The organism is Nocardia sp. NPDC003482 (assembly GCF_053588115.1).
Genome location: NZ_JBSFPI010000021.1, coordinates 105,706 through 123,257, shown reverse-complemented (window position 1 = coordinate 123,257; position 17,552 = coordinate 105,706). Strand labels below are relative to the sequence as shown.

Annotated in this window: 18 protein-coding genes and 1 pseudogene; 12 read left to right on the top strand and 7 right to left on the bottom strand. The window is 70.7% G+C overall.

The window, feature by feature from the left end; all coding sequences use genetic code 11:
- Positions 1–46: 46 nt before the first annotated feature.
- A complete protein-coding gene (locus tag ACWDSJ_RS29130; protein ID WP_387368537.1) occupies positions 47–586 on the top strand; it encodes a YceI family protein in 540 nt (179 codons plus the stop codon).
- Positions 587–592: 6 nt separating this feature from the next.
- Here the strand turns inward: ACWDSJ_RS29130 and ACWDSJ_RS29125 are convergent, their stop codons facing one another.
- Complete coding sequence (locus ACWDSJ_RS29125; protein ID WP_450035674.1) at positions 593–1,444, bottom strand: response regulator transcription factor; 852 nt, start codon at positions 1,442–1,444, stop codon at positions 593–595.
- Positions 1,445–1,500: 56 nt separating this feature from the next.
- On the opposite strand from ACWDSJ_RS29125, the gene ACWDSJ_RS29120 reads away from it, so the two are divergent.
- The 3 genes from ACWDSJ_RS29120 (at position 1,501) to ACWDSJ_RS29110 (ending at position 5,408) form a co-directional block, all read left to right on the top strand.
- The gene (locus ACWDSJ_RS29120; protein WP_450035673.1) at positions 1,501–3,165 is read left to right on the top strand and encodes an AMP-binding protein; all 1,665 of its coding nucleotides are present in this window, start codon (positions 1,501–1,503) and stop codon (positions 3,163–3,165) included.
- Entirely contained in the window at positions 3,162–4,862 is a 1,701-nt protein-coding gene (locus ACWDSJ_RS29115) for an AMP-binding protein (RefSeq protein ID WP_450035672.1), read from the top strand. The genes ACWDSJ_RS29120 and ACWDSJ_RS29115 overlap by 4 nt, the downstream gene beginning before the upstream one ends.
- Before the next feature lie 354 nt (positions 4,863–5,216).
- Entirely contained in the window at positions 5,217–5,408 is a 192-nt protein-coding gene (locus ACWDSJ_RS29110; RefSeq protein WP_387368545.1) for a hypothetical protein, read from the top strand.
- Between the two features lie 10 nt (positions 5,409–5,418).
- On the opposite strand, the gene ACWDSJ_RS29105 is transcribed toward ACWDSJ_RS29110, so the two are convergent.
- Positions 5,419–6,426: an AraC family transcriptional regulator ligand-binding domain-containing protein gene (locus tag ACWDSJ_RS29105; protein ID WP_450035671.1), complete on the bottom strand. Its 1,008-nt coding sequence runs from the start codon at positions 6,424–6,426 to the stop codon at positions 5,419–5,421.
- Between the two features lie 185 nt (positions 6,427–6,611).
- On the opposite strand from ACWDSJ_RS29105, the gene ACWDSJ_RS29100 reads away from it, so the two are divergent.
- Positions 6,612–6,992, top strand: a complete 381-nt coding sequence (locus ACWDSJ_RS29100; protein WP_450035669.1) for a VOC family protein — start codon at positions 6,612–6,614, stop codon at positions 6,990–6,992.
- On the opposite strand, the gene ACWDSJ_RS29095 is transcribed toward ACWDSJ_RS29100, so the two are convergent.
- Positions 6,974–7,702, bottom strand: a complete 729-nt coding sequence (locus ACWDSJ_RS29095; protein WP_450035668.1) for a helix-turn-helix domain-containing protein — start codon at positions 7,700–7,702, stop codon at positions 6,974–6,976. The genes ACWDSJ_RS29100 and ACWDSJ_RS29095 overlap by 19 nt on opposite strands.
- A gap of 72 nt (positions 7,703–7,774) precedes the next feature.
- Here ACWDSJ_RS29095 and ACWDSJ_RS29090 point away from each other — a divergent pair, with 72 nt between their 5' ends.
- The 3 genes from ACWDSJ_RS29090 (at position 7,775) to ACWDSJ_RS29080 (ending at position 11,103) form a co-directional block, all read left to right on the top strand.
- On the top strand, positions 7,775–9,595 hold the full coding sequence (locus ACWDSJ_RS29090) for an amino acid permease (RefSeq protein WP_450035667.1): 1,821 nt from the start codon (positions 7,775–7,777) through the stop codon (positions 9,593–9,595).
- A gap of 30 nt (positions 9,596–9,625) precedes the next feature.
- A complete protein-coding gene (mscL, locus tag ACWDSJ_RS29085) occupies positions 9,626–10,102 on the top strand; it encodes a large conductance mechanosensitive channel protein MscL (protein WP_450035666.1) in 477 nt (158 codons plus the stop codon).
- Between the two features lie 98 nt (positions 10,103–10,200).
- Positions 10,201–11,103 (top strand): hypothetical protein, encoded by a 903-nt coding sequence (locus ACWDSJ_RS29080; protein WP_450035665.1) that lies wholly within the window; start codon positions 10,201–10,203, stop codon positions 11,101–11,103.
- On the opposite strand, the gene ACWDSJ_RS29075 is transcribed toward ACWDSJ_RS29080, so the two are convergent.
- Positions 11,100–11,675, bottom strand: coding sequence for a TetR/AcrR family transcriptional regulator (locus ACWDSJ_RS29075; RefSeq protein WP_450035664.1), 576 nt, complete (start codon positions 11,673–11,675; stop codon positions 11,100–11,102). The two genes, ACWDSJ_RS29080 and ACWDSJ_RS29075, sit on opposite strands and share 4 nt — an antisense overlap.
- Positions 11,676–11,769: 94 nt before the next feature.
- On the opposite strand from ACWDSJ_RS29075, the gene ACWDSJ_RS29070 reads away from it, so the two are divergent.
- The gene (locus ACWDSJ_RS29070; protein WP_450035662.1) at positions 11,770–12,204 is read left to right on the top strand and encodes a DoxX family protein; all 435 of its coding nucleotides are present in this window, start codon (positions 11,770–11,772) and stop codon (positions 12,202–12,204) included.
- On the opposite strand, the gene ACWDSJ_RS29065 is transcribed toward ACWDSJ_RS29070, so the two are convergent.
- The 3 genes and pseudogenes from ACWDSJ_RS29065 to ACWDSJ_RS29055 all read right to left on the bottom strand — a co-directional run bounded on the left by ACWDSJ_RS29065 (position 12,205) and on the right by ACWDSJ_RS29055 (position 15,013).
- A complete protein-coding gene (locus ACWDSJ_RS29065) occupies positions 12,205–13,158 on the bottom strand; it encodes a TIGR03557 family F420-dependent LLM class oxidoreductase (protein WP_450035661.1) in 954 nt (317 codons plus the stop codon).
- Positions 13,159–13,550: 392 nt separating this feature from the next.
- Positions 13,551–14,321, bottom strand: a pseudogene (locus ACWDSJ_RS29060) (ABC transporter permease); the annotation flags it as partial.
- Positions 14,318–15,013 carry an ABC transporter ATP-binding protein gene (locus ACWDSJ_RS29055; RefSeq protein WP_387368563.1) on the bottom strand — a complete coding sequence of 232 codons (696 nt, stop codon included), beginning with the start codon at positions 15,011–15,013 and terminating at the stop codon, positions 14,318–14,320. The pseudogene ACWDSJ_RS29060 and the gene ACWDSJ_RS29055, both read right to left, overlap by 4 nt.
- Positions 15,014–15,133: 120 nt before the next feature.
- On the opposite strand from ACWDSJ_RS29055, the gene ACWDSJ_RS29050 reads away from it, so the two are divergent.
- The 3 genes from ACWDSJ_RS29050 (at position 15,134) to ACWDSJ_RS29040 (ending at position 17,351) form a co-directional block, all read left to right on the top strand.
- Positions 15,134–16,000, top strand: coding sequence for a serine hydrolase (locus ACWDSJ_RS29050; protein ID WP_450035660.1), 867 nt, complete (start codon positions 15,134–15,136; stop codon positions 15,998–16,000).
- A 21-nt stretch (positions 16,001–16,021) separates the two neighbouring features.
- On the top strand, positions 16,022–16,453 hold the full coding sequence (locus tag ACWDSJ_RS29045; protein ID WP_450035659.1) for a type II toxin-antitoxin system Rv0910 family toxin: 432 nt from the start codon (positions 16,022–16,024) through the stop codon (positions 16,451–16,453).
- Positions 16,454–16,589: 136 nt separating this feature from the next.
- Positions 16,590–17,351 (top strand): 3-hydroxyacyl-CoA dehydrogenase, encoded by a 762-nt coding sequence (locus tag ACWDSJ_RS29040; RefSeq protein WP_450035657.1) that lies wholly within the window; start codon positions 16,590–16,592, stop codon positions 17,349–17,351.
- Positions 17,352–17,552: the final 201 nt, after the last annotated feature.

Below are 17,552 nucleotides of genomic sequence, written 5' to 3'. Positions count from 1 at the left end.
TAAGCGCGGCGTGGTTAACCGGACCGCGGTCCGCAAGGCTGGTGGCATGACGACTTCCGAGCAGACCCTGAAGACCGGCTCCTGGGCCCTGGACACCGCGCACTCCGCGGTCAACTTCACCGTGCGGCATCTGGGGATCTCCAAGGTGCGCGGGCGGTTCAACCGCTTCGAGACCGAGTTCGTGGTCGACGAGTCCGGCGCGGCCGCGATCTCGGCCACGGTCTACCTGGACTCGTTCGACACCGGCAACGCCGACCGCGACGCGCACGTGCGCAGCGCCGATCTGCTCGACGTGGAGAAGCGGCCCACGCTGACCTTCCGCGCCACCGAGCCGGTCCGCGTGGCCGAGGACTTCCAGGTGAGCGGCGAGGTGACGATCGGCGGCGAGACGCATCCGATCACCCTGGACGTGGAATGGGGTGGCATCCAGGACAATCCGAACACCAACGCCCGGCACATCGGCTTCGCGGCGACCGGGACGCTGAAGCGCACCGAATTCGGTGTCGCCACCCAGGTTCCGTCGGCGATGCTCAGCGACAAGATCGCGATCGAGTTGGACATCCAGCTGATCGAGCCGCAGGACTGAGACCGCTCAGGGCAGCAGACCGGCACGCCGGGCCCGGACCACGGCCTCGTGCCGGGTGTGCGCCCCGAGTTTGGTCATGGCGCTGCGCAGATAACTCTTGATGGTCTCCGGCCGGAGCGAAAGACGCTGGGCCGCTTCGGCGTTCGTGCACCCGAGCGCGACGTGGGCGAGGACGTCGAGTTCGCGCGGGGCGAGCGCCGGTGTCTCGCCGGGGATCTCGGGCCCGGCCATCAGCCGGGCGAGGCGATCGGACAGCTCGCGCAGGCGGGCGCGGGCCGCGGCGTCGGTCACCGTCTGCGCGATCCCCCGGACCTCGGCGTGGATATCGCGAAGTTGTTCGGCGACAACGGGATCCGGCCCCTGCGGGACGGCCGCCTCGCGCAGCCGCAGCCGCCGGTCGACCTCGTCGCGGACGGCCAACTCGGCCGCCAACCGGCGCCCGGCCCGCACCACCAGATCGGCCGCGCGATCGCCGATCGGACCCGCCTCCCGGCTGGCCACGTAGAGCACCGCCCGCGACTGCCCGCCCACCACGACCGGCACCCCGACCACCGCGCGCAACCCCTCGGTGAGCACGGGCGCGTCGTAGTGATGGGTGATCGTGGAGGCCGCGCGGTAGTCCGACACCGATGCCGGACGCCGGGTGGCCACGGCCGCGCCGCCCACCCCCGAGGCGGGTGAGACCGCGAGCCCGCGCATGGCGTTGGTGCGCGTGCCGAAGAACTCGCTCAGCACCAGCGTCCCCCCGAGCACCTGCCCGCCGAACACGACCGGCAGCCCCGCCACCCCGGCCACCCGGCGCAGTTCGGCGCGCAGGGCGTCGGCGTCGCGCGGGCGGAGCAGGTCGGGGCCGGTCATGTCGGTACCCCTTTCCGGGGGTAGTGGACGGGAAATGTGACCTGGATCCTATAACCGTGAGTTCGATCACGGGCCGCTCTCGACCGGCCAGTTATACGCATGGAATCTGGGACGTGCCGCTGCTCGGCGACACCATCGGGGCGAATCTGGACCGCACGGTCGCCGCGTATCCCGACCGGGAGGCACTCGTCGACCGGGTGACCGGGGCGCGCTGGACCTATCGGGAGTTCGCCGCCGAGGTCGACGCCGTGGCGCTCGGACTGCTGGCCGCGGGTGTCGGCAAGGGCGACCGGGTCGGCATCTGGGCGCCCAATCGCGCCGAGTGGACGCTGGTGCAGTACGCCACCGCGCGGATCGGCGCGATCCTGGTCACCATCAATCCGGCCTATCGCGCCCACGAACTGGGATACGTGCTGGCCCAGGCCGGGGTTCGGCTGCTGGTGGCGGCGCGCGAGTTCAAGGGTTCGGACTACGCGGCGATGATCGACGAGATCCGGCCGGAGTGCCACGACCTCGAGCGCGTCGTGCTACTCGACGGCGACGACTGGACCGACCTCGCGGCGGCGGGCCGGGACCGCGATCCGGACGAACTGCGCGCCGCCCAGGCCGAACTGTCGGCGGACGATCCGATCAATATCCAATACACCTCGGGCACAACGGGTTTCCCCAAGGGCGCGACGCTGTCGCACCACAACATCCTCAACAACGGCTACTTCGTCGGCGAGTTGTGCGGCTACACCGAGGCGGACCGCATCTGCCTGCCCGTTCCCTTCTACCACTGCTTCGGCATGGTGATGGGCAATCTCGCGGCCACCAGCCACGGCGCGGCCATGGTGATCCCCGCCGCCGCCTTCGATCCGCGCGCCACCCTGGAAACCGTTGCGGCCGAACGCTGTACGTCGCTGTACGGGGTGCCGACCATGTTCATCGCCGAACTGGCCGACCCGAGTTTCGCCGAGCACGACCTGTCGTCGCTGCGCACCGGCATCATGGCCGGTTCACCCTGTCCGGTCGAGGTGATGAAGCAGGTCATCGAGCGGATGGGCATGGCCGAGGTGAGCATCTGCTACGGCATGACCGAGACCTCCCCGGTCTCCACCCAGACCCGCCGCGACGATTCGCTGACCCAGCGCACCGCCACGGTCGGCCGGGTGGGACCGCATCTGGAGATCAAGATCGTCGACCCGGCGACGGGCCGGACCGTGCCGCGCGGCGAACCGGGCGAGCTGTGCACGCGCGGCTACTCGGTCATGCTCGGCTACTGGAACGAACCCGAGAAGACCGCCGAGGCCATCGATTCCGCGCGCTGGATGCACACCGGCGATCTGGCCACCATGGACGACGACGGCTACGTCGCCATCACCGGGCGCATCAAGGACATGGTCATCCGGGGCGGGGAGAACATCTATCCGCGCGAGATCGAGGAGTTCCTCTACACCCATCCCGACATCCTCGACGCCCAGGTGATCGGCGTGCCCGATCCGAAGTACGGGGAGGAGCTGGTGGCCTGGATCCGGCTGCGCGAGGGCGCGGCGGCACTGACCGCCGAGGCGCTGCGCGAGTTCTGCGCGGGACGGCTCGCGCACTACAAGATCCCCCGCCACGTCCACCTCGTCGACGAGTTCCCGATGACGGTCACCGGCAAGATCCGCAAAATCGAGATGCGCGAGATCTCGGCTCGGCTGTTCGCCGGGACCACCAGCGAAGGAGACCCGCAGTGACCTCGAACACCGAACGCTACCGGGCCGCACGCGACCAGTTGCTCACGCACGCAACCGATTACGAGGCCGCCGTGCGCGAGTTCGCCTGGCCGGACCTGCGCGGCCGGTTCAACTGGGCCGTCGACTGGTTCGACGTCATCGCCCGCGGCAACGAGCGCACCGCGCTGTGGATCGTCGAGGAGGACGGCCGCGAGCAGCGGATCAGCTTCGACGAGATGGCCCGCCGCTCCGATCGAGCCGCGACCTGGCTGGCCGGACTGGGGGTCGGCAAGGGCGATCGGGTCATCCTCATGCTGGGCAATCAGGTCGAGCTGTGGGAGGCGATGCTCGCCGTCGCCAAACTGGGCGCGGTCATCATGCCCACCACCGCCGCGCTCGGCCCGGCCGATCTGACCGACCGGATCACCCGGGGCGCGGGCCGGTTCGTCCTCGCCAACAGCGCCGACACCGCCAAATTCGCCGAGGTCGAGGGCGACTACGTCCGGATCGCGGTGGGCGAACCGGTCGCGGGCTGGCACGACTACGCCGATTCGGCTGCCGCCGAGGCGCATTCGTTCGACACGGTCACCGAGGTCGACGATCCGCTGCTGGTGTACTTCACCTCCGGCACCACGAGCAGGCCGAAGCTGGTGCAGCACAACCAGATCAGTTATCCGGTCGGTCATCTGACGACGATGTACTGGATCGGGGTGCGCCCGGGCGACGTGCACCTGGCCATCAGCGCCCCGGGCTGGGCCAAACACGCCTGGAGCTGCTTCTTCGCGCCGTGGATCGCCGAGGCCACCATCTTCGTCCACAACTACGCCCGGTTCGACGCCGCGGCCCTGCTCGATCAGCTGCGCCGGGCGGAGGTGAACACGTTCTGCGCGCCACCGACGGTGTGGCGCATGCTGATCCAGGCCGACCTCGGCGAGCGCCCGGCGGGGCTGCGCGAGATCCTCGGCGCGGGTGAGCCGCTCAATCCGGATGTCATCGCCCGGGTGGCGGACGCGTGGGGACTGACCATCCGCGACGGCTTCGGCCAGACCGAAACCACCCTCCAGGTGGGCAATACGCCCGGCCAGCCGGTCAAACCCGGTTCGATGGGCCGCCCCGCGCCCGGGGTGCCGGTGGTGCTGGTCGATCCGATCGACGGCCGCCTCGCCGAGGAGGGCGAGATCTGCCTGGATCTCGGCGCACGGCCGGTGAATCTGATGACCGGGTATCTCGGGGATCCTCAGCGTGATTCGGCGGTCCGGGCGGGCGGTTACTACCACACCGGCGATGTCGCGGCCCGCGACGCCGACGGCTACATCACCTACATCGGCCGCACCGACGACGTGTTCAAATGCTCGGACTACAAGGTGTCGCCGTTCGAGCTGGAGAGCGTGCTCATCGAACATCCGGCCGTGGTCGAGGCCGCGGTGGTCCCGCAACCCGACGCGACCCGGCTCGCCGTGCCCAAGGCGTACGTCGCGCTCGCCGAGGGCTGGGCCGCCGACGCCGAAACCGCCCGCGCCATCCTGGAATACGCGCGCGACCACCTCGCCCCCTATCTGCGCGTGCGCCGGGTCGAGTTCTACGACCTGCCCAAGACCATCTCGGGCAAGATCCGCCGCGTGGACCTGCGCAAACGGGAGGAGCAAGCGCATGCGACCGGGACGGGAATCAGCACCGAGTACCGCTACGAGGAGTTGTTGCCGCAAACCACCGGCTAGGGATTGCCCGGTCATTGCGCCCATTCCGCCGGCGGTGCCGTAGCCTGACATGCGGCTCTCCTCGCCCCGCGGCGGCCGGAACTTGGCGCGTTTGCCCGAGAGTGGCGCGTTCGGCGCTGGCCTACCGGTCGCCGAGCGACCAGACTGGCCTCCGTGCCCGCCGCGAGGCACCGACCCGTCGTCCTCGGGATCCGTCTCCCCTCCACCTGACGGATCCCCCTCCCGGGACGACGGGCCGCTCGCGGTGTCGGCTCGTCCGCGGTTCGCGTCCCGGTTGAAGAAACAGCGGGGATATCGCGACCGCTACGAGTCGTGATCGACCGTAAGTACCTACGACCGATTGGAGAACACACCGTGTCGAACACCTGCGAATCCGCCACCGCCTACGTGATCGCCGAGCTGGAGGCCAAGGGCACCGCGACGCGGGACGATTTCGACGTGCCCGCCATCGTCGCGGCCTCGCACGCGATCGTCGAGGGGTGGGATTTCGCCGACATCGATCGCGGCACTTTTTGGAGCATCGCGGCCAGCAACCTGCGGGTCTAGCCGCGGGCGGCTACCGCTGCCGGTCCCATCCGTCGGTCCGATGCGAACGCGCCACGACCGACCAGCGCGCCGCCGCCCGCCGCACCGAGGCGGGGTCGGCGTAGCCCAGCAGTTCCGCCTGCCGCTCGCGGGTCACCGGACCCGCGGCGGCGGCCCGTTGGGCCCGCGCCCGATCCAGTTCCCGCCGCCAGGTCGTCCCGGCCTCGGCGAGCCGCCGTTGCAGGGTGCGCGGGCTGGTCGCGAGGCGGCGGGCCACCCGATCCAGCGACACCTCACCGGCGTCGAACGCCTCGGCCAGCGCGACCGCGACCCGCTCGGCCCACGCGGTGGCCAGCGGCGGCGGGGGCGGCAACGCGGCGGCCAGCGGCTTCAGCACCTCGGCCAGGACCGGATCCGCGGTCGTGAGGGGCAGGTCCATATCGGTCGCCCGAAAGGTCATGGCGTCCACGGGCGCCCCGAATTCGATTGCGCGCGTGCCCAATACATCGATGAAGTGCCGCGGGTCGCGCGGCGCGCGCTGGCGCAACGACACCCGGATCGGATTCAACGGCACGTCGACACAGCCCCGCGCGCGGGTCAGCACGGCGACCAGACCCCACAGCTGGGTGAGGTCGCGGCCGCGGCCGTCGCCCTCGATCATGTCCAGATACAGCGTGGTCTCGCCGTCGTTCTCCGCGACCAGATCGAACCGGTGATTGGTGGTGACCGCGCTGACGTACGGGCCGCAGGTGGCCAGGCCCGCGCCGACGGTCGCCGCCGAGGAGAACAGGTAGTCGTAGAGCCGGGTCGCGGGCCGCTGGTATCGGCTGGCCACGTACAGGGCCACATTCGCGTCGTCGAGCCCGCGTTCGCCGATCTCCCACAGGCGGGAGAACGTCTCGCTCGGCACGTGCACGCCCGGGCCCTCCATGGCCCACCGCGGCAGGCCGCACTCGCGGACCAGGTGGTCGCGTTCCAGCCCGGCGTCGGCGAGTTGCGCAATCACGAAACGATGCAACAGCGTCTGATCGGTCCCCATGGCTCTCCTTCCGAACCCTCCTCCGCTTCGGCTACGCGACCTATATTCGTGCCCGGCCCCCCGAGGAACGCTAGTTGTCGGCAGGCGTTCCCGAACCGTAACCGTCCGGCTGTGTCCACCGACACTCGCGCGCGGTGTCCGATTCGTTCAAGACGCGGGGCGTCGCGGGCCCTACCGTCGAGGTCATGACAGCGCACTTGGACGTCGTCGGCGTGGTCGTCGCCGACCTGAACGCCGCACAGGACTTCTACCGCCGCCTCGGACTGGAGTTCGGCGAACCCATGGGCGGGCACGTCGAGGCCGCCCTGCCCGGCGGGTTCCGCCTGACCCTCGACACCGAGGACAACATCCGCGAATTCCACCCCGGCTGGCGCGGCGGCGCGGGCCGGATCGGGCTCGCGTTCCGCTGCGACGATCCGGCCGAGGTGGACGCGCGCTACGCCGAGCTGACCGAGGCCGGGTACCACGGCGAGCTGAAACCGTTCGACGCGGTGTGGGGTCAGCGCTACGCGACCGTGCACGATCCGGACGGCAACGGCGTCGACCTCTACGCGCCGCTGGCCTGATCGCCGCCGAGCAGTCGGCCCAGCGACCGGCCCGACAGGCCGCGCACCTCCCGCGCCAGATGCGCCTGATCGGCGTATCCGGCGCGAAAGGCGGTCTCCGCGAACGGAATTCCCGCGCGCGCGAGCGTCAGGGCGCGCTGCATGCGCAGCACCCGCGCCAGCGTCTTGGGGCCGTATCCGAAGGCCGTGAGCGACATCCGGTGCAGCCGCCGCGCGCCCAGGCCCAGTTCGTCGGCCGTGGCGGCCACCGACGCGCCCTGGTCCAACCGCCGCACGATGTGGCGCAACCGGGCGTCGGCCGGATCGGCGTCGGCGGCGTATCGCCGGGCCGCGCGCTCCAGACCGAGCATCGAATCGGGCGCGCTCGCCACGATCGCGGTCAGGTCCCGGGCGCGCGCGGCGGGCCACAGGTCGTCGAGTTCGACTCGGCGGTCGCGCAATTCGTGCGCGGGCACGCCGAGCAGCGCGGGCGCCGTGCCGGGATAGAACCGCAGGCCGGAGATGGTGGCCGACGCCGTGCGCGCGGCCACGTAACCGCGGGTGTCCGGCCCGGCGACCAGCACCCGGTCCCCGATCCACAGCAGATCCATGCAGCCGTCCGGCAGCACGGGCGCGTCGTCGCCGGGGGTGATCGTGCGCGTCCACACCACCGCGCCCGGGAGCCCCGGCGCGGGCCGCTCCCGATACGCGGGCGTCGCATCGATCGGCACGAGCCCGAGACTAGCGCGGCACGGCCGTGCCCTGCCCGCGAGACCGGTACGGTCCCTCTACGCTGAGGCGTCATGGACACCGCGGCCCAGCGCGATCTCATCCCCGATCGCCGCGAACGCCGTCGGCAGAGCGCCGCGCACCGGTTCACCGCCCTCGGCGGGGTGGCCGCGCTGTCGCTGAACGCCCTGTCGAGCCTGGCCTACGGGCCGGAGGCGATGCTGGCGGTGCTGGTCACCGTGGGCGCGTCGGGCGTGCGCTACACCCTGCCGGTCGCCGTCGCGACGGTGGTGCTGCTGCTCGTGCTGCTGTGGTCGTACCGGCGCGCGATCGCGGTGTATCCGGAGGGCGGCGGTTCGTACGCGATCGCGACCCGCGAATTCGGGCGCGGGACAAGCCTGCTCGCGGCGGCCGCCGCGGTGCTCGACCAGGTGCTCACGGTGGCGATCGGGCTGGCGGCCGCGACGGCGGTGCTGGGCAGTGTGTTCCCGCTGGTGGCCGAGCATCGGCTGGCGACCGCGCTGCTCGGGCTGGCCGCGCTCACGGTGCTCGAGTTGTTCGGCGTCGCCGCCTCGCCCGCGGTGTTGCTGGTGCCCACGCTGCTGTACGTGGCGGCGATCGGGGGGATCGTGGCAGCCGGGTTGCTGCGGGCCGAACCGGTGGCCGAGATCGGCACGCCCGCCGACCTGCACGATCTGCCCGGCGTCATCGGGCCGTGGGTGTTGTTGCGCGCGTTCGCGATCGGGACCGCGACGCTCACCGGACTCGAGGTGGTCGCCGACCACGCGGGGGTGTTCCGCGCCCCGGCCGTGCGGCGGGCCCGGCGCACCGAGCTCATGCTCGGGGCGTTGCTGGCGGTGCTGTTGCTCGGTATCGCCGGAGACATTGTGGCCCATGATGTTTCGCCGCGCGAGGGCGTGACCGTGCTGGCTCAGCTGACCGCCGGGGCCGTCGGCACCGGAACCCTGTTCTCCGCGATCGGTCTGGTGCTCGCCGCGACGCTGGGCGCGGGCGCCGCCTCCGGTTTCGCCGGGCTGCCGGTGCTGTTGAGTCGCCTCGCCCGCGATCGGCGGATGCCGTATCTGTTCGCGGTGCGCGCCGAGCGTCCGGTCTACCGGTACGCGGTCGCGGGGCTGGCAGTGCTCGCGGCGCTGGCCCTGGTGTGCGCGCGGGCGCGGGTGGATCTGCTGCTGCCGCTGTACGCGATCGCGGTGTTCGTGGGTTTCACCGTCACCCAGGTCGGTCTGGTGCGGCACTGGGTCGAGGCGCACGCGCGGCGCTGGCAGTGGCGGGTCTTGGTGAGCGGGATCGGTGCGGTCGCCACCGGGGTCGCCGCGGTGGTGCTGTTCCTGGCCGAGTTCACGGCGGCGACCTGGGTGCTGCTCATCGTCGCGCCCGCGCTCATGCTGCTGTTCGACCGCACCGAGCACTACTATCGCGAGGTCGGGGACCATCTCGGCCTGGGCACAGAAATCCCTCCGCCACAGTACGATTCGGCCAAGCGCACGATCGTGGTGGTGCCGGTGGCGGCGGTCAGCTGGCTCACCCGCCGGGCCCTGGAGGCGGCCCGGCGCATGGGCGACGAGGTGCATCCCATCGCGGTCGACGTCGATCCCCGGATCACCGCCGGGCTGCGGGACCGCTGGCGGGAGTGGGATCCCGGCGTCGAGCTGCGGGTGCTGCCGAGCCCGGCCGAACGACTGGTCGAGCCGATCGCCGACTACGCCGACTCGCTGACCGCGCCCGGCACGCTGGTGATCGTCCTGATGCCGCGCATCGAATCGCGCCGCCGCCGCTACCGGCTGCTGCACAATCAGCGCGCCCCGCTGATCACCAGCACGATCAATCACCGCACCGACGCGATCGCGGCCACCATCACCTTCCACGTGGATTGACGACTCCGCCCGTCACTAGACTGCACGCTCATGTTCAAAGGGTTCAAAGACTTCCTCATGCGCGGAAACGTCATCGACCTGTCCGTCGCGGTGGTCATGGGTACGGCGTTCACGGCCGTGGTCGGCTCGGTGACCAAGGGCGTCGTGGAACCCCTGCTCGCCGTCGCGGGCACCAGCGCGCAGTTCGGTCTCGGCGTGCAGTTGGTGGCGAGCAAACCGGCCACGTTCGTCGCCGTCGGGCCGATCGTCAGCGCGCTGATCAATTTCCTGATGGTTGCCGCGGTGCTCTACTTCGTGCTCATCCTGCCGATGAAGACCGTGCAGCGACGGTTCGGCGGCAAGAAGAAGACCGTCGTCGAGCCGACCCAGACCGAACTGCTGCTCGAGATCCGCGATCTGCTCGCCGCGCGGGTGATCCAGGACGCCAAGGCCGACGCCCGCGCGCGGCGGAGCGAGGACGACGACGAGGACGACGACCGGACCGAGCGGCAGCCGGTGAGCGCGTAGGCAAGATCACCGCGAGACCGCGGCTGCGGGTGCGGCGGCGCGGAATCGAGTAACGGACTACTCGCGTCCGCGAGCGTTTCCGAGCGCAGGCTCGAAATGTGGCACAGCACAAACTCTTCTGCGTTCCGGGCACCTGGGAGGCCGTCGCGGCGGCCGAGCGGCTCGGGCGGATCGAGCCGGGCACCGAGATCGGCATGCTCACCGGTGTCACCGATCTGCTCGATCGGACGGTGTTCGACGTGGTCTACGTGAACTATCCGGCGAGCTTCGGCCCGGTGCCGGGCGGCGGCGAGAGCCTGCTCGACGCGCTCGGGCACCCCTCGTACCACGCCTCGCGCGATCGGGGCGTCGCCGAGGTGATCCGGCTGATCCGCGCGCACGAGGGCGGCTTCGGCATTCTCGGCTACAGCCAGGGCGGGGCGGTCGCCTCGCTGGTCGGCCGGGAACTGGTGTCGGGATCGCTGCGCGAGCGCCGCGCGGACTGCCGCTGGCTGCACGCCTTCGCCTCCCCGCACCGGGCGCGCGGGCACACCTTCCCGCTCGGGAATCAGCTTGTCGGACAGGGCATTTCCGGCGACCCGATCGTCGACACCGGCGGCATCGACTGGTTCGACTACTGCCTGCCCGGCGACCTCTACGGCGACGCCGACCTGGCCCACACCTATCTGCGGCTGGGGTACGAACTCGCGATCGAGCTGTCGCTGGTCGACCCGTTCACCATGATCGCCGATCTCGCCGACAGCCTGCTGCGCGGCGCGTTGCGGGACGCGATCATCGGGCTCGGCGAGAATCCGGCGCCGACCGTCGAGAAGGTGGGCATCACCGCGGCCACGCTGGTGCCGTTCCTGCAAAGCTTCCCGCACGACAAATACGGTGTGCGCGAGATCGTTCCGGGGCTGACCGCGTTGCGGCACTCGGCCAACCACCTGAACTTCTGGGGGCCGCGCATCGCCGCTGCGGGCGCGCCGCGACCGCCGGTGTCCGCGCTGCTGTACCGCTAAGGCGTTGTCGTGCCGACGAATTCGATCGCGCCGACCATGCGCCGCGCCAGTTCCTCCGGATCGTCGCCGCCCAGTTGGGAATTCGTCAGCGCGCCCTCGCGCCACAGCGCGCAGAAGCCGTGCACCAATGACCACGCCGCCAGTTGGGTGGCTCGCCGATCGTGTGGGGCCACACCGAGTTCGGTGACCCCGGATCGCAGCGCCTCCCCCGAGCGGGTGCGCGCGGCGATGAGCCGCTCGTCGTCCGCGCGCAGCAGGTCGTGGCGGTACATGACGTCGAAGTGGCCGGGGTGTTCGCGGGCGAAGCGGATGTAGGCGAGCGCGACGTCGCGAAAATCGCCCGCGGCGGCGCGCATCTCGGCGTCGAGCAGTTCGAAGCCCTCGACGGCCAGCGCGGTGAGCAGGCCCTGCCGATTGCCGAAGTGATGCGCGGGCGCGGCGTGGGAGACGCCCACCCGCTGGGCCAGGGCGCGCAGCGACACCGCGGCGACGCCCTCGGCGGCGATCTGGTCGGCGGCCGCCCGCAGCAGTTCGGCGCGCAGGTCGCCGTGGTGGTACGCGGTCTTGGTCACCCCTCGATGGTCGCCCAGAATCTTGACATTGACAAGTTCCGCTGCGTGCGCCTATCTTTCCACTGTCAAGATTCACCGTTCGCAGGAGCTTTCGATGGCACCGCTCATCACCCTCGTCGTCGTCACCGCACTCGCCCGCCTGGCCGGATGGCTCGATCTGGTCGACTGGCTCGACTCCTGGCCGCATGCCGCGCGCATCGGCCTGGCGGCCATGTTCGCGCTGACCGCCTCCGCGCACTTCCTGCCGCCGCGGCGGGACGGGCTGATCGCCATGGTGCCGCCGCGGCTGCCCGCGCCCGCGGCTCTGGTCACCTTCACCGGCGTACTCGAATTGGCCGGTGCGGCAGGGCTTTTGATCCCGCCGGTCGCCCCGGTGGCCGCGGTCTGCCTGGCCGTGCTGATGGTCGTGATGTTCCCGGCCAATGTGCGGGCGGCGCGGGCGGGTATCGGCGTCAAGACCATGCCGCTGCCCGCGCGGACGCTCGTGCAGGTGTTGTTCATCGCCGCCTGCGTGCTGGCGGCGTTCTGATCAGTGGAAGACCGGCAGGACGTCCTTGGCGTAGCTGTCGAAGAAGCCGTCCATATCGGGACCGATCTGCTGCACGTAGACCTCGTCCACGCCCGCGTCCACGAACTGCCGGATCTGCTGGATGTGCCGCCGCGGATCGGATCCGACGGCGTACTGGTCGCGGGTCTGTTCCTTGGGCACCAGCGACATGGCGTCCTCGAAATCGCGTGGCCGCGGCAGCGTCTGGCCGAGTTGGCCCGGCAGCAGTTCGTTGGCCCAGAGCCGGTGGGCGGTGTCGAGGGCCCGCTCCTCGTCGCGATCCCAGCACACCTTCGTCCCCGCCTGCACGGTCTTGTCGCCGCCGCCGGAATCCCGGAACAGTTTCACCAGATCCGCGCTCGGCATCGCCGTGCAGTATCCGTCGCCGATCCGCCCCGCCAGCCGCGTCGCCTCCGGCCCGAAGCCCGAAACATACACCGGCACAGTCTCTTCCGGCCGCGTGTAGATCCGCGCCTGCTGCACCTCGTAGTACTTGCCCTCGTAGTCGACGACCTCCCCGCCCCACAGCGTGCGAATCACGTCGACGGCCTCCTCGAGCATCTCCAGCCGGATGCGCGGCGACGGCCACGGATCCCCGAAGATGTGCTCGTTGAGCGCCTCCCCACTCCCCACCCCCAACACGAACCGCCCCCCGGTCTGCACCGCCGCCGTCGCCGCCGCCTGCGCGATGATCCCCGGATGAATCCGCATGATCGGACAGGTCACCGCCGTCGTCACCGGCAACCCCACCGCCTGCGACAAGGCCCCGATCACCCCCCACACGAACGGACTCTGCCCCTGCGCGTCGTTCCACGGATGAAAGTGATCCGAGATCCACAACTTCCGAAACCCGGCCCGCTCCGCCCGCTTCGCCTGCTCCACCAGCTCATCGGGCCCGAACTGCTCACTGGCTAGAAAGTATCCGATGGTCGTCATGGTGGTCGGCTACCCGGGGGGTGGTGGGCTACACGAGCGACCGGGCTTCAGTGGTCGGCGGGTCCTGGGGTGTGCTCGGAGTAGCGGCGGTGCGCGGACCGACCGGTTCCGTGGGTGGGCCGACTGACCCGTGCGCAGACCGACGGCCTCGTGGGGTGTGACCACACGGCGACTGGCTGGAGGAAGCGGGCGGTGGCGACGGGACTTCAGCGCTCGCCGGGGCCCGGGGCTCGCTCGGGAGTACCGGCGCTGGGCGGGCCAACCGGACCTGTGGGTGGGCCAACCGATCCCGTGGACGGGCCAACTGGACCGGCGACCGGGCCCGGGAGCGGGGTGGCCGGGCCCGGGGGCGGGGCGGCCGGGCCCGGGAGCGGGGTGGCCGGGCCGGTGGGTGGGAGGGGGACCAGGCGGTGGGAGGGGTCGAAGAGGTAGCGTTCGGCGACTCGGGCGGCGGCCAGGGCGGCCAGGGCCGCGGCGGCGAGCAGCATGTACATGACGACGATCTGGTAGCGGATGGCGGTGAGGGGGTCGACGCCCGCGAGGATGAGGCCGGTCATGGCGCCGGGGAGGCTGATCAGGCCGACGACCTTGGTCGCGTCGATGGCGGGGACGAGGGCCGTGCGCAGGGCCGAACGACGGAACGGCAGGAACGCCTCGCGGGCCGAAAGACCAAGGCACAGGCGGGCTTCCACCGCCGCGCGCGAGCCGCGGGCGTCCTCGTGCAGCCGCCGCAGCGCGATCCCGGTGGCCTGCATGGCCCCGGAGACGACCATCCCGCCCACCGGCACCACCACCCGCGCCTCGGTGGAGATGATCCGCAACCCGATCAGCACCCCGAGGGTGAGGGCCGCCCCGAAGGCGACCCCGATCGTCGCGGCCCACACCGCGTGCGGCAGCCCCGCCCCGCGCCGCCCGGCGACCTGACCCGCGATCACGACCATGAGCACCACCCAGGCCAGCGCGCCCGGTAATCCCGTGTGCCGGAACACGATCACCAGGATCGCCCCCACCGCGACCAGCTGCACCCCGGCCCGCACCGCCGCGATCACCAGCTCGGTGGTCAGTCGCAGGCGTTGCCGGTAGGCGATGGCGGCCGCCAGCGCGACCAGCACCAGCGAGGCCGCGACCCCGCCCCAGCCCGGTACCGAAAGTCCCTCTGTCACTGCGAATTCCGTTCGTCCAGCGCGCCCAGGCGGGACAGCCGCCCGCCCTCGAGCATCCAGATGTCGTCGGCCACCGTGCCCACGAACCCGCTGTCGTGGCTGACCAGAACCACCGTCCCGCCCCTGCGGCAATGGGTGCGGATCAGTTCCGCGATCACCGCGGCCGCGGCCTCGTCCAGCGCCGAGGTCGGCTCGTCCAGCACCAGCACCTCGGGCTCGACCGCCAGCTCCCGCGCGAGGCAAACCCGTTGTGCCTCACCGCCGGACAGCTCGGCGCACCGCCGATGCGCGAACGCCGGGGGCAGTCCCACGGCCGTCAGCAACTCGGCCACCTGCTGTTCGGTCAGGTCCGGGCAGCCCACCCGCAACTCGTCGCTCACGAGGTCGGTCAGCAACACCGCGCCCTGCGGCACCAGCCCGACGCGGCGGCGCCACGCGAGCACATCGATCTCGGTGATCGGCACGCCATCGATGAGGATGCGCCCGGTGGTCGGCTCGTCGAGCCGGTTCAGCAGGCGCAGCAGGGTCGTCTTGCCGACCCCGCTCGGCCCGATCACGGCCGTGCACCGGCCGCCCGGCACGACGGCGTCGATCTCGGCGAAGACCGGAGCCCCGCCGCGGCTCACCCCGATCCCTTCCAGAACGATGCTGTGCACGGCCCCAACCATGCCGTACATCCGCTTCGCCCGCATCACGGACCCCTCACGAACGGGCCGGGTACGGGTTGTGTCCGGTCACCGTCCGGGCGTACCGACAGCCAGTTACCAATTCCTCCTCGAGGTATTCACAGCTTCGAGCGGTCTCTGTAGAGAGTGAACGGGAAGGTTCGGTGGCTGGGGTTGGCCGGGTGCGCGCTGGCGCTGAGTGTTTCGGGGCATCTGGTGACGGTGACGGCGCACGCGCGCAATACGGAGACCGCGTCGGGGGCCGAGCCCACGCTGCGGGCGGCCGCGCAACAGGGACCGGCGCTGGTCCAACAGATCCGGTCCGCGATCGAAACCGCCTCGCCCGGAACGGTTTCCGGCATCGACGTGGTCGACACCGAGACGGGCGCCGAACTGGCCGCGCTCGACGCCGACCGGCAGTTCTACACCGCCTCGGTCGTCAAACTGCTCATCGCGATCGACGCGATCGAGACCTCCGGCGAGAGCGTCGACGCCGATCGAATCCGGCAGATGCTCTCCGCCAGTGACGATTCCGCCGCCGACGCGCTCTGGGAGGCCGACGGCGGCGCCGACATCGTGCGGCGCACCGCGGCTCTGCTCGGCCTCGACGGCACCGCACCGCCGGACGATCCGGCGCAGTGGGGCCAAACCCGCACCACGCCAAGGGATGTCGTGACGATCTACCGCTACCTGACGACCGCGGCGCCCCCGTTCGAACGCGCGCTGATCCTCGACGCCCTCGGCTCGGTCAGCGAGATCGCCGCCGACGGCACCGACGAGTTCTTCGGTATCCCCGCCGCGCTGCCCGGCGCCGACTGGTTCGTCAAACCCGGCTGGATGACGCTGGACTCGTCGACGACCCTGAACAGCACCGGACTGGTCGGCCCGCCCGACGATCCGCAGCGCTACGCGGTCGTGGTGTTGACCACCCAGCCCGCCGGAACCGGCTGGGACGCGGGCGGCGCGGCGCTCACGGCGGGCATCTCGGCCCTGGCCGCCCTGGTGGAATCATGATCAACCGCTAGCATTTCGGATGTGGCGAAGCTGAAGGTCTCCCTCGACGTCCCCCTCTCCCCCGAGCAGGCGTGGTCGCACGTGTCGAATCTGCGCGACCTCGACAAGTGGCTGATCATGCACGAGGCGTGGCGCGGCGAGGTGCCCGAAACCCTCACGCCCGGCACCGAACTGGTCGGCGTCGCCTCGGTGAAGGGCCTGCGCAACCGGGTGCGCTGGACCGTTCGGCAGGCCGAACCGCCGCGCCGCCTCGAGCTCAGCGGGAACGGCAAGGGCGGCACCAAGTTCGGGCTGCAACTGCTCGTCGCGCCGAAGGGCGACGGTTCCGAGGTCACCGTGGACATCGACCTCGGGGGCCGCCCGCTGTTCGGGCCGATCGGCTCGACGGTCGCGCGGGCGCTCAAGGGCGATATCGACAAGTCCCTGGCCCGGTTCGTCGAGCTCTACGCGTGAGAACCCCGGCGAACCGTTTCCCCTGAACGGCCAGTACACCGCCCTTCTCGGCTGTCTCACTGAGCGAACCGCTACTTACTTAACCGCCGCGTGACGGTTACTGTCGAGCGGACGTAGAGCGAGAAGGGATCGTCACATGCAGATCAACAACGCCGTTGCCGTGGTGACCGGCGGCGCCTCCGGCCTCGGCCTGGCCACCGTGCGCGAACTGCACGGCCAGGGCGCCAAGGTCGTCATCCTCGACCTGCCGTCCTCCGACGGCGAGGCCATCGCCAAGGAACTCGGCCAGCACGTCGTCTTCGCCCCCACCGACGTCACCAACGAGGAGCAGGTCACCGCCGCCCTCGACACCGCCGCCGAACTCGGCGACCTGCGCGTCGCGGTCAACTGCGCGGGCATCGGCAACGCCATCAAGACGGTGAGCAAGAAGGGCGCCTTCCCCCTCGCCGACTTCACCAAGATCATCAACGTCAACCTGATCGGCACCTTCAACGTCATCCGCCTTGCCGCCGAACGCATCTCGGCCACCGAGCCGGTCGGCGAGGAACGCGGCGTCATCATCAACACCGCCTCGGTAGCCGCCTTCGACGGCCAGATCGGCCAGGCCGCCTACTCCGCCTCCAAGGGCGGCATCGTAGGCCTCACCCTCCCCGTGGCCCGCGACCTGGCCACCCTGAAGATCCGAGTCCTCACCATAGCCCCCGGCCTCTTCCACACCCCCCTCTTCGCCACCCTCCCCGACGAGGCCATCGCCTCCCTCGGCGCCCAGGTCCCCCACCCCTCCCGCCTCGGCGACCCGAAGGAATACGCGGCCCTGGCCCGCCACATCATCGAAAACCCCATGCTGAACGGCGAAACAATCCGCCTCGACGGCGCCATCCGCATGTCCCCCCGCTGAGCCTCCCCAGGTACGCCACCCCAGCCGCACCCTTTATTCGGATCCGCACCCCTTATAGGGCCCTGAAACGGGTGCAGATTCAAATAAAGGGTGCGGCTGGGCTCGTTACGAGATGTCGGTACACCCGCCGAGGCTGTGCTGATCGGACACCAACGACTACATCCCCAGGTACGGCAACCCAGTCGCACCCTTTATTTGGAT

Bases quoted from the DNA above. Each gene is read 5' to 3' on its own strand.
- ACWDSJ_RS29130 (WP_387368537.1), top strand. From the start codon at position 47: ATGACGACTTCCGAGCAGACCCTGAAGACCGGCTCCTGGGCCCTGGAC.
- ACWDSJ_RS29125 (WP_450035674.1), bottom strand. From the start codon at position 1,444: ATGACCGGCCCCGACCTGCTCCGCCCGCGCGACGCCGACGCCCTGCGC.
- ACWDSJ_RS29105 (WP_450035671.1), bottom strand. From the start codon at position 6,426: ATGGGGACCGATCAGACGCTGTTGCATCGTTTCGTGATTGCGCAACTC.
- ACWDSJ_RS29100 (WP_450035669.1), top strand. From the start codon at position 6,612: ATGACAGCGCACTTGGACGTCGTCGGCGTGGTCGTCGCCGACCTGAAC.
- ACWDSJ_RS29090 (WP_450035667.1), top strand. From the start codon at position 7,775: ATGGACACCGCGGCCCAGCGCGATCTCATCCCCGATCGCCGCGAACGC.
- mscL (WP_450035666.1), top strand. From the start codon at position 9,626: ATGTTCAAAGGGTTCAAAGACTTCCTCATGCGCGGAAACGTCATCGAC.
- ACWDSJ_RS29070 (WP_450035662.1), top strand. From the start codon at position 11,770: ATGGCACCGCTCATCACCCTCGTCGTCGTCACCGCACTCGCCCGCCTG.
- ACWDSJ_RS29065 (WP_450035661.1), bottom strand. From the start codon at position 13,158: ATGACGACCATCGGATACTTTCTAGCCAGTGAGCAGTTCGGGCCCGAT.
- ACWDSJ_RS29055 (WP_387368563.1), bottom strand. From the start codon at position 15,013: ATGCGGGCGAAGCGGATGTACGGCATGGTTGGGGCCGTGCACAGCATC.
- ACWDSJ_RS29040 (WP_450035657.1), top strand. From the start codon at position 16,590: ATGCAGATCAACAACGCCGTTGCCGTGGTGACCGGCGGCGCCTCCGGC.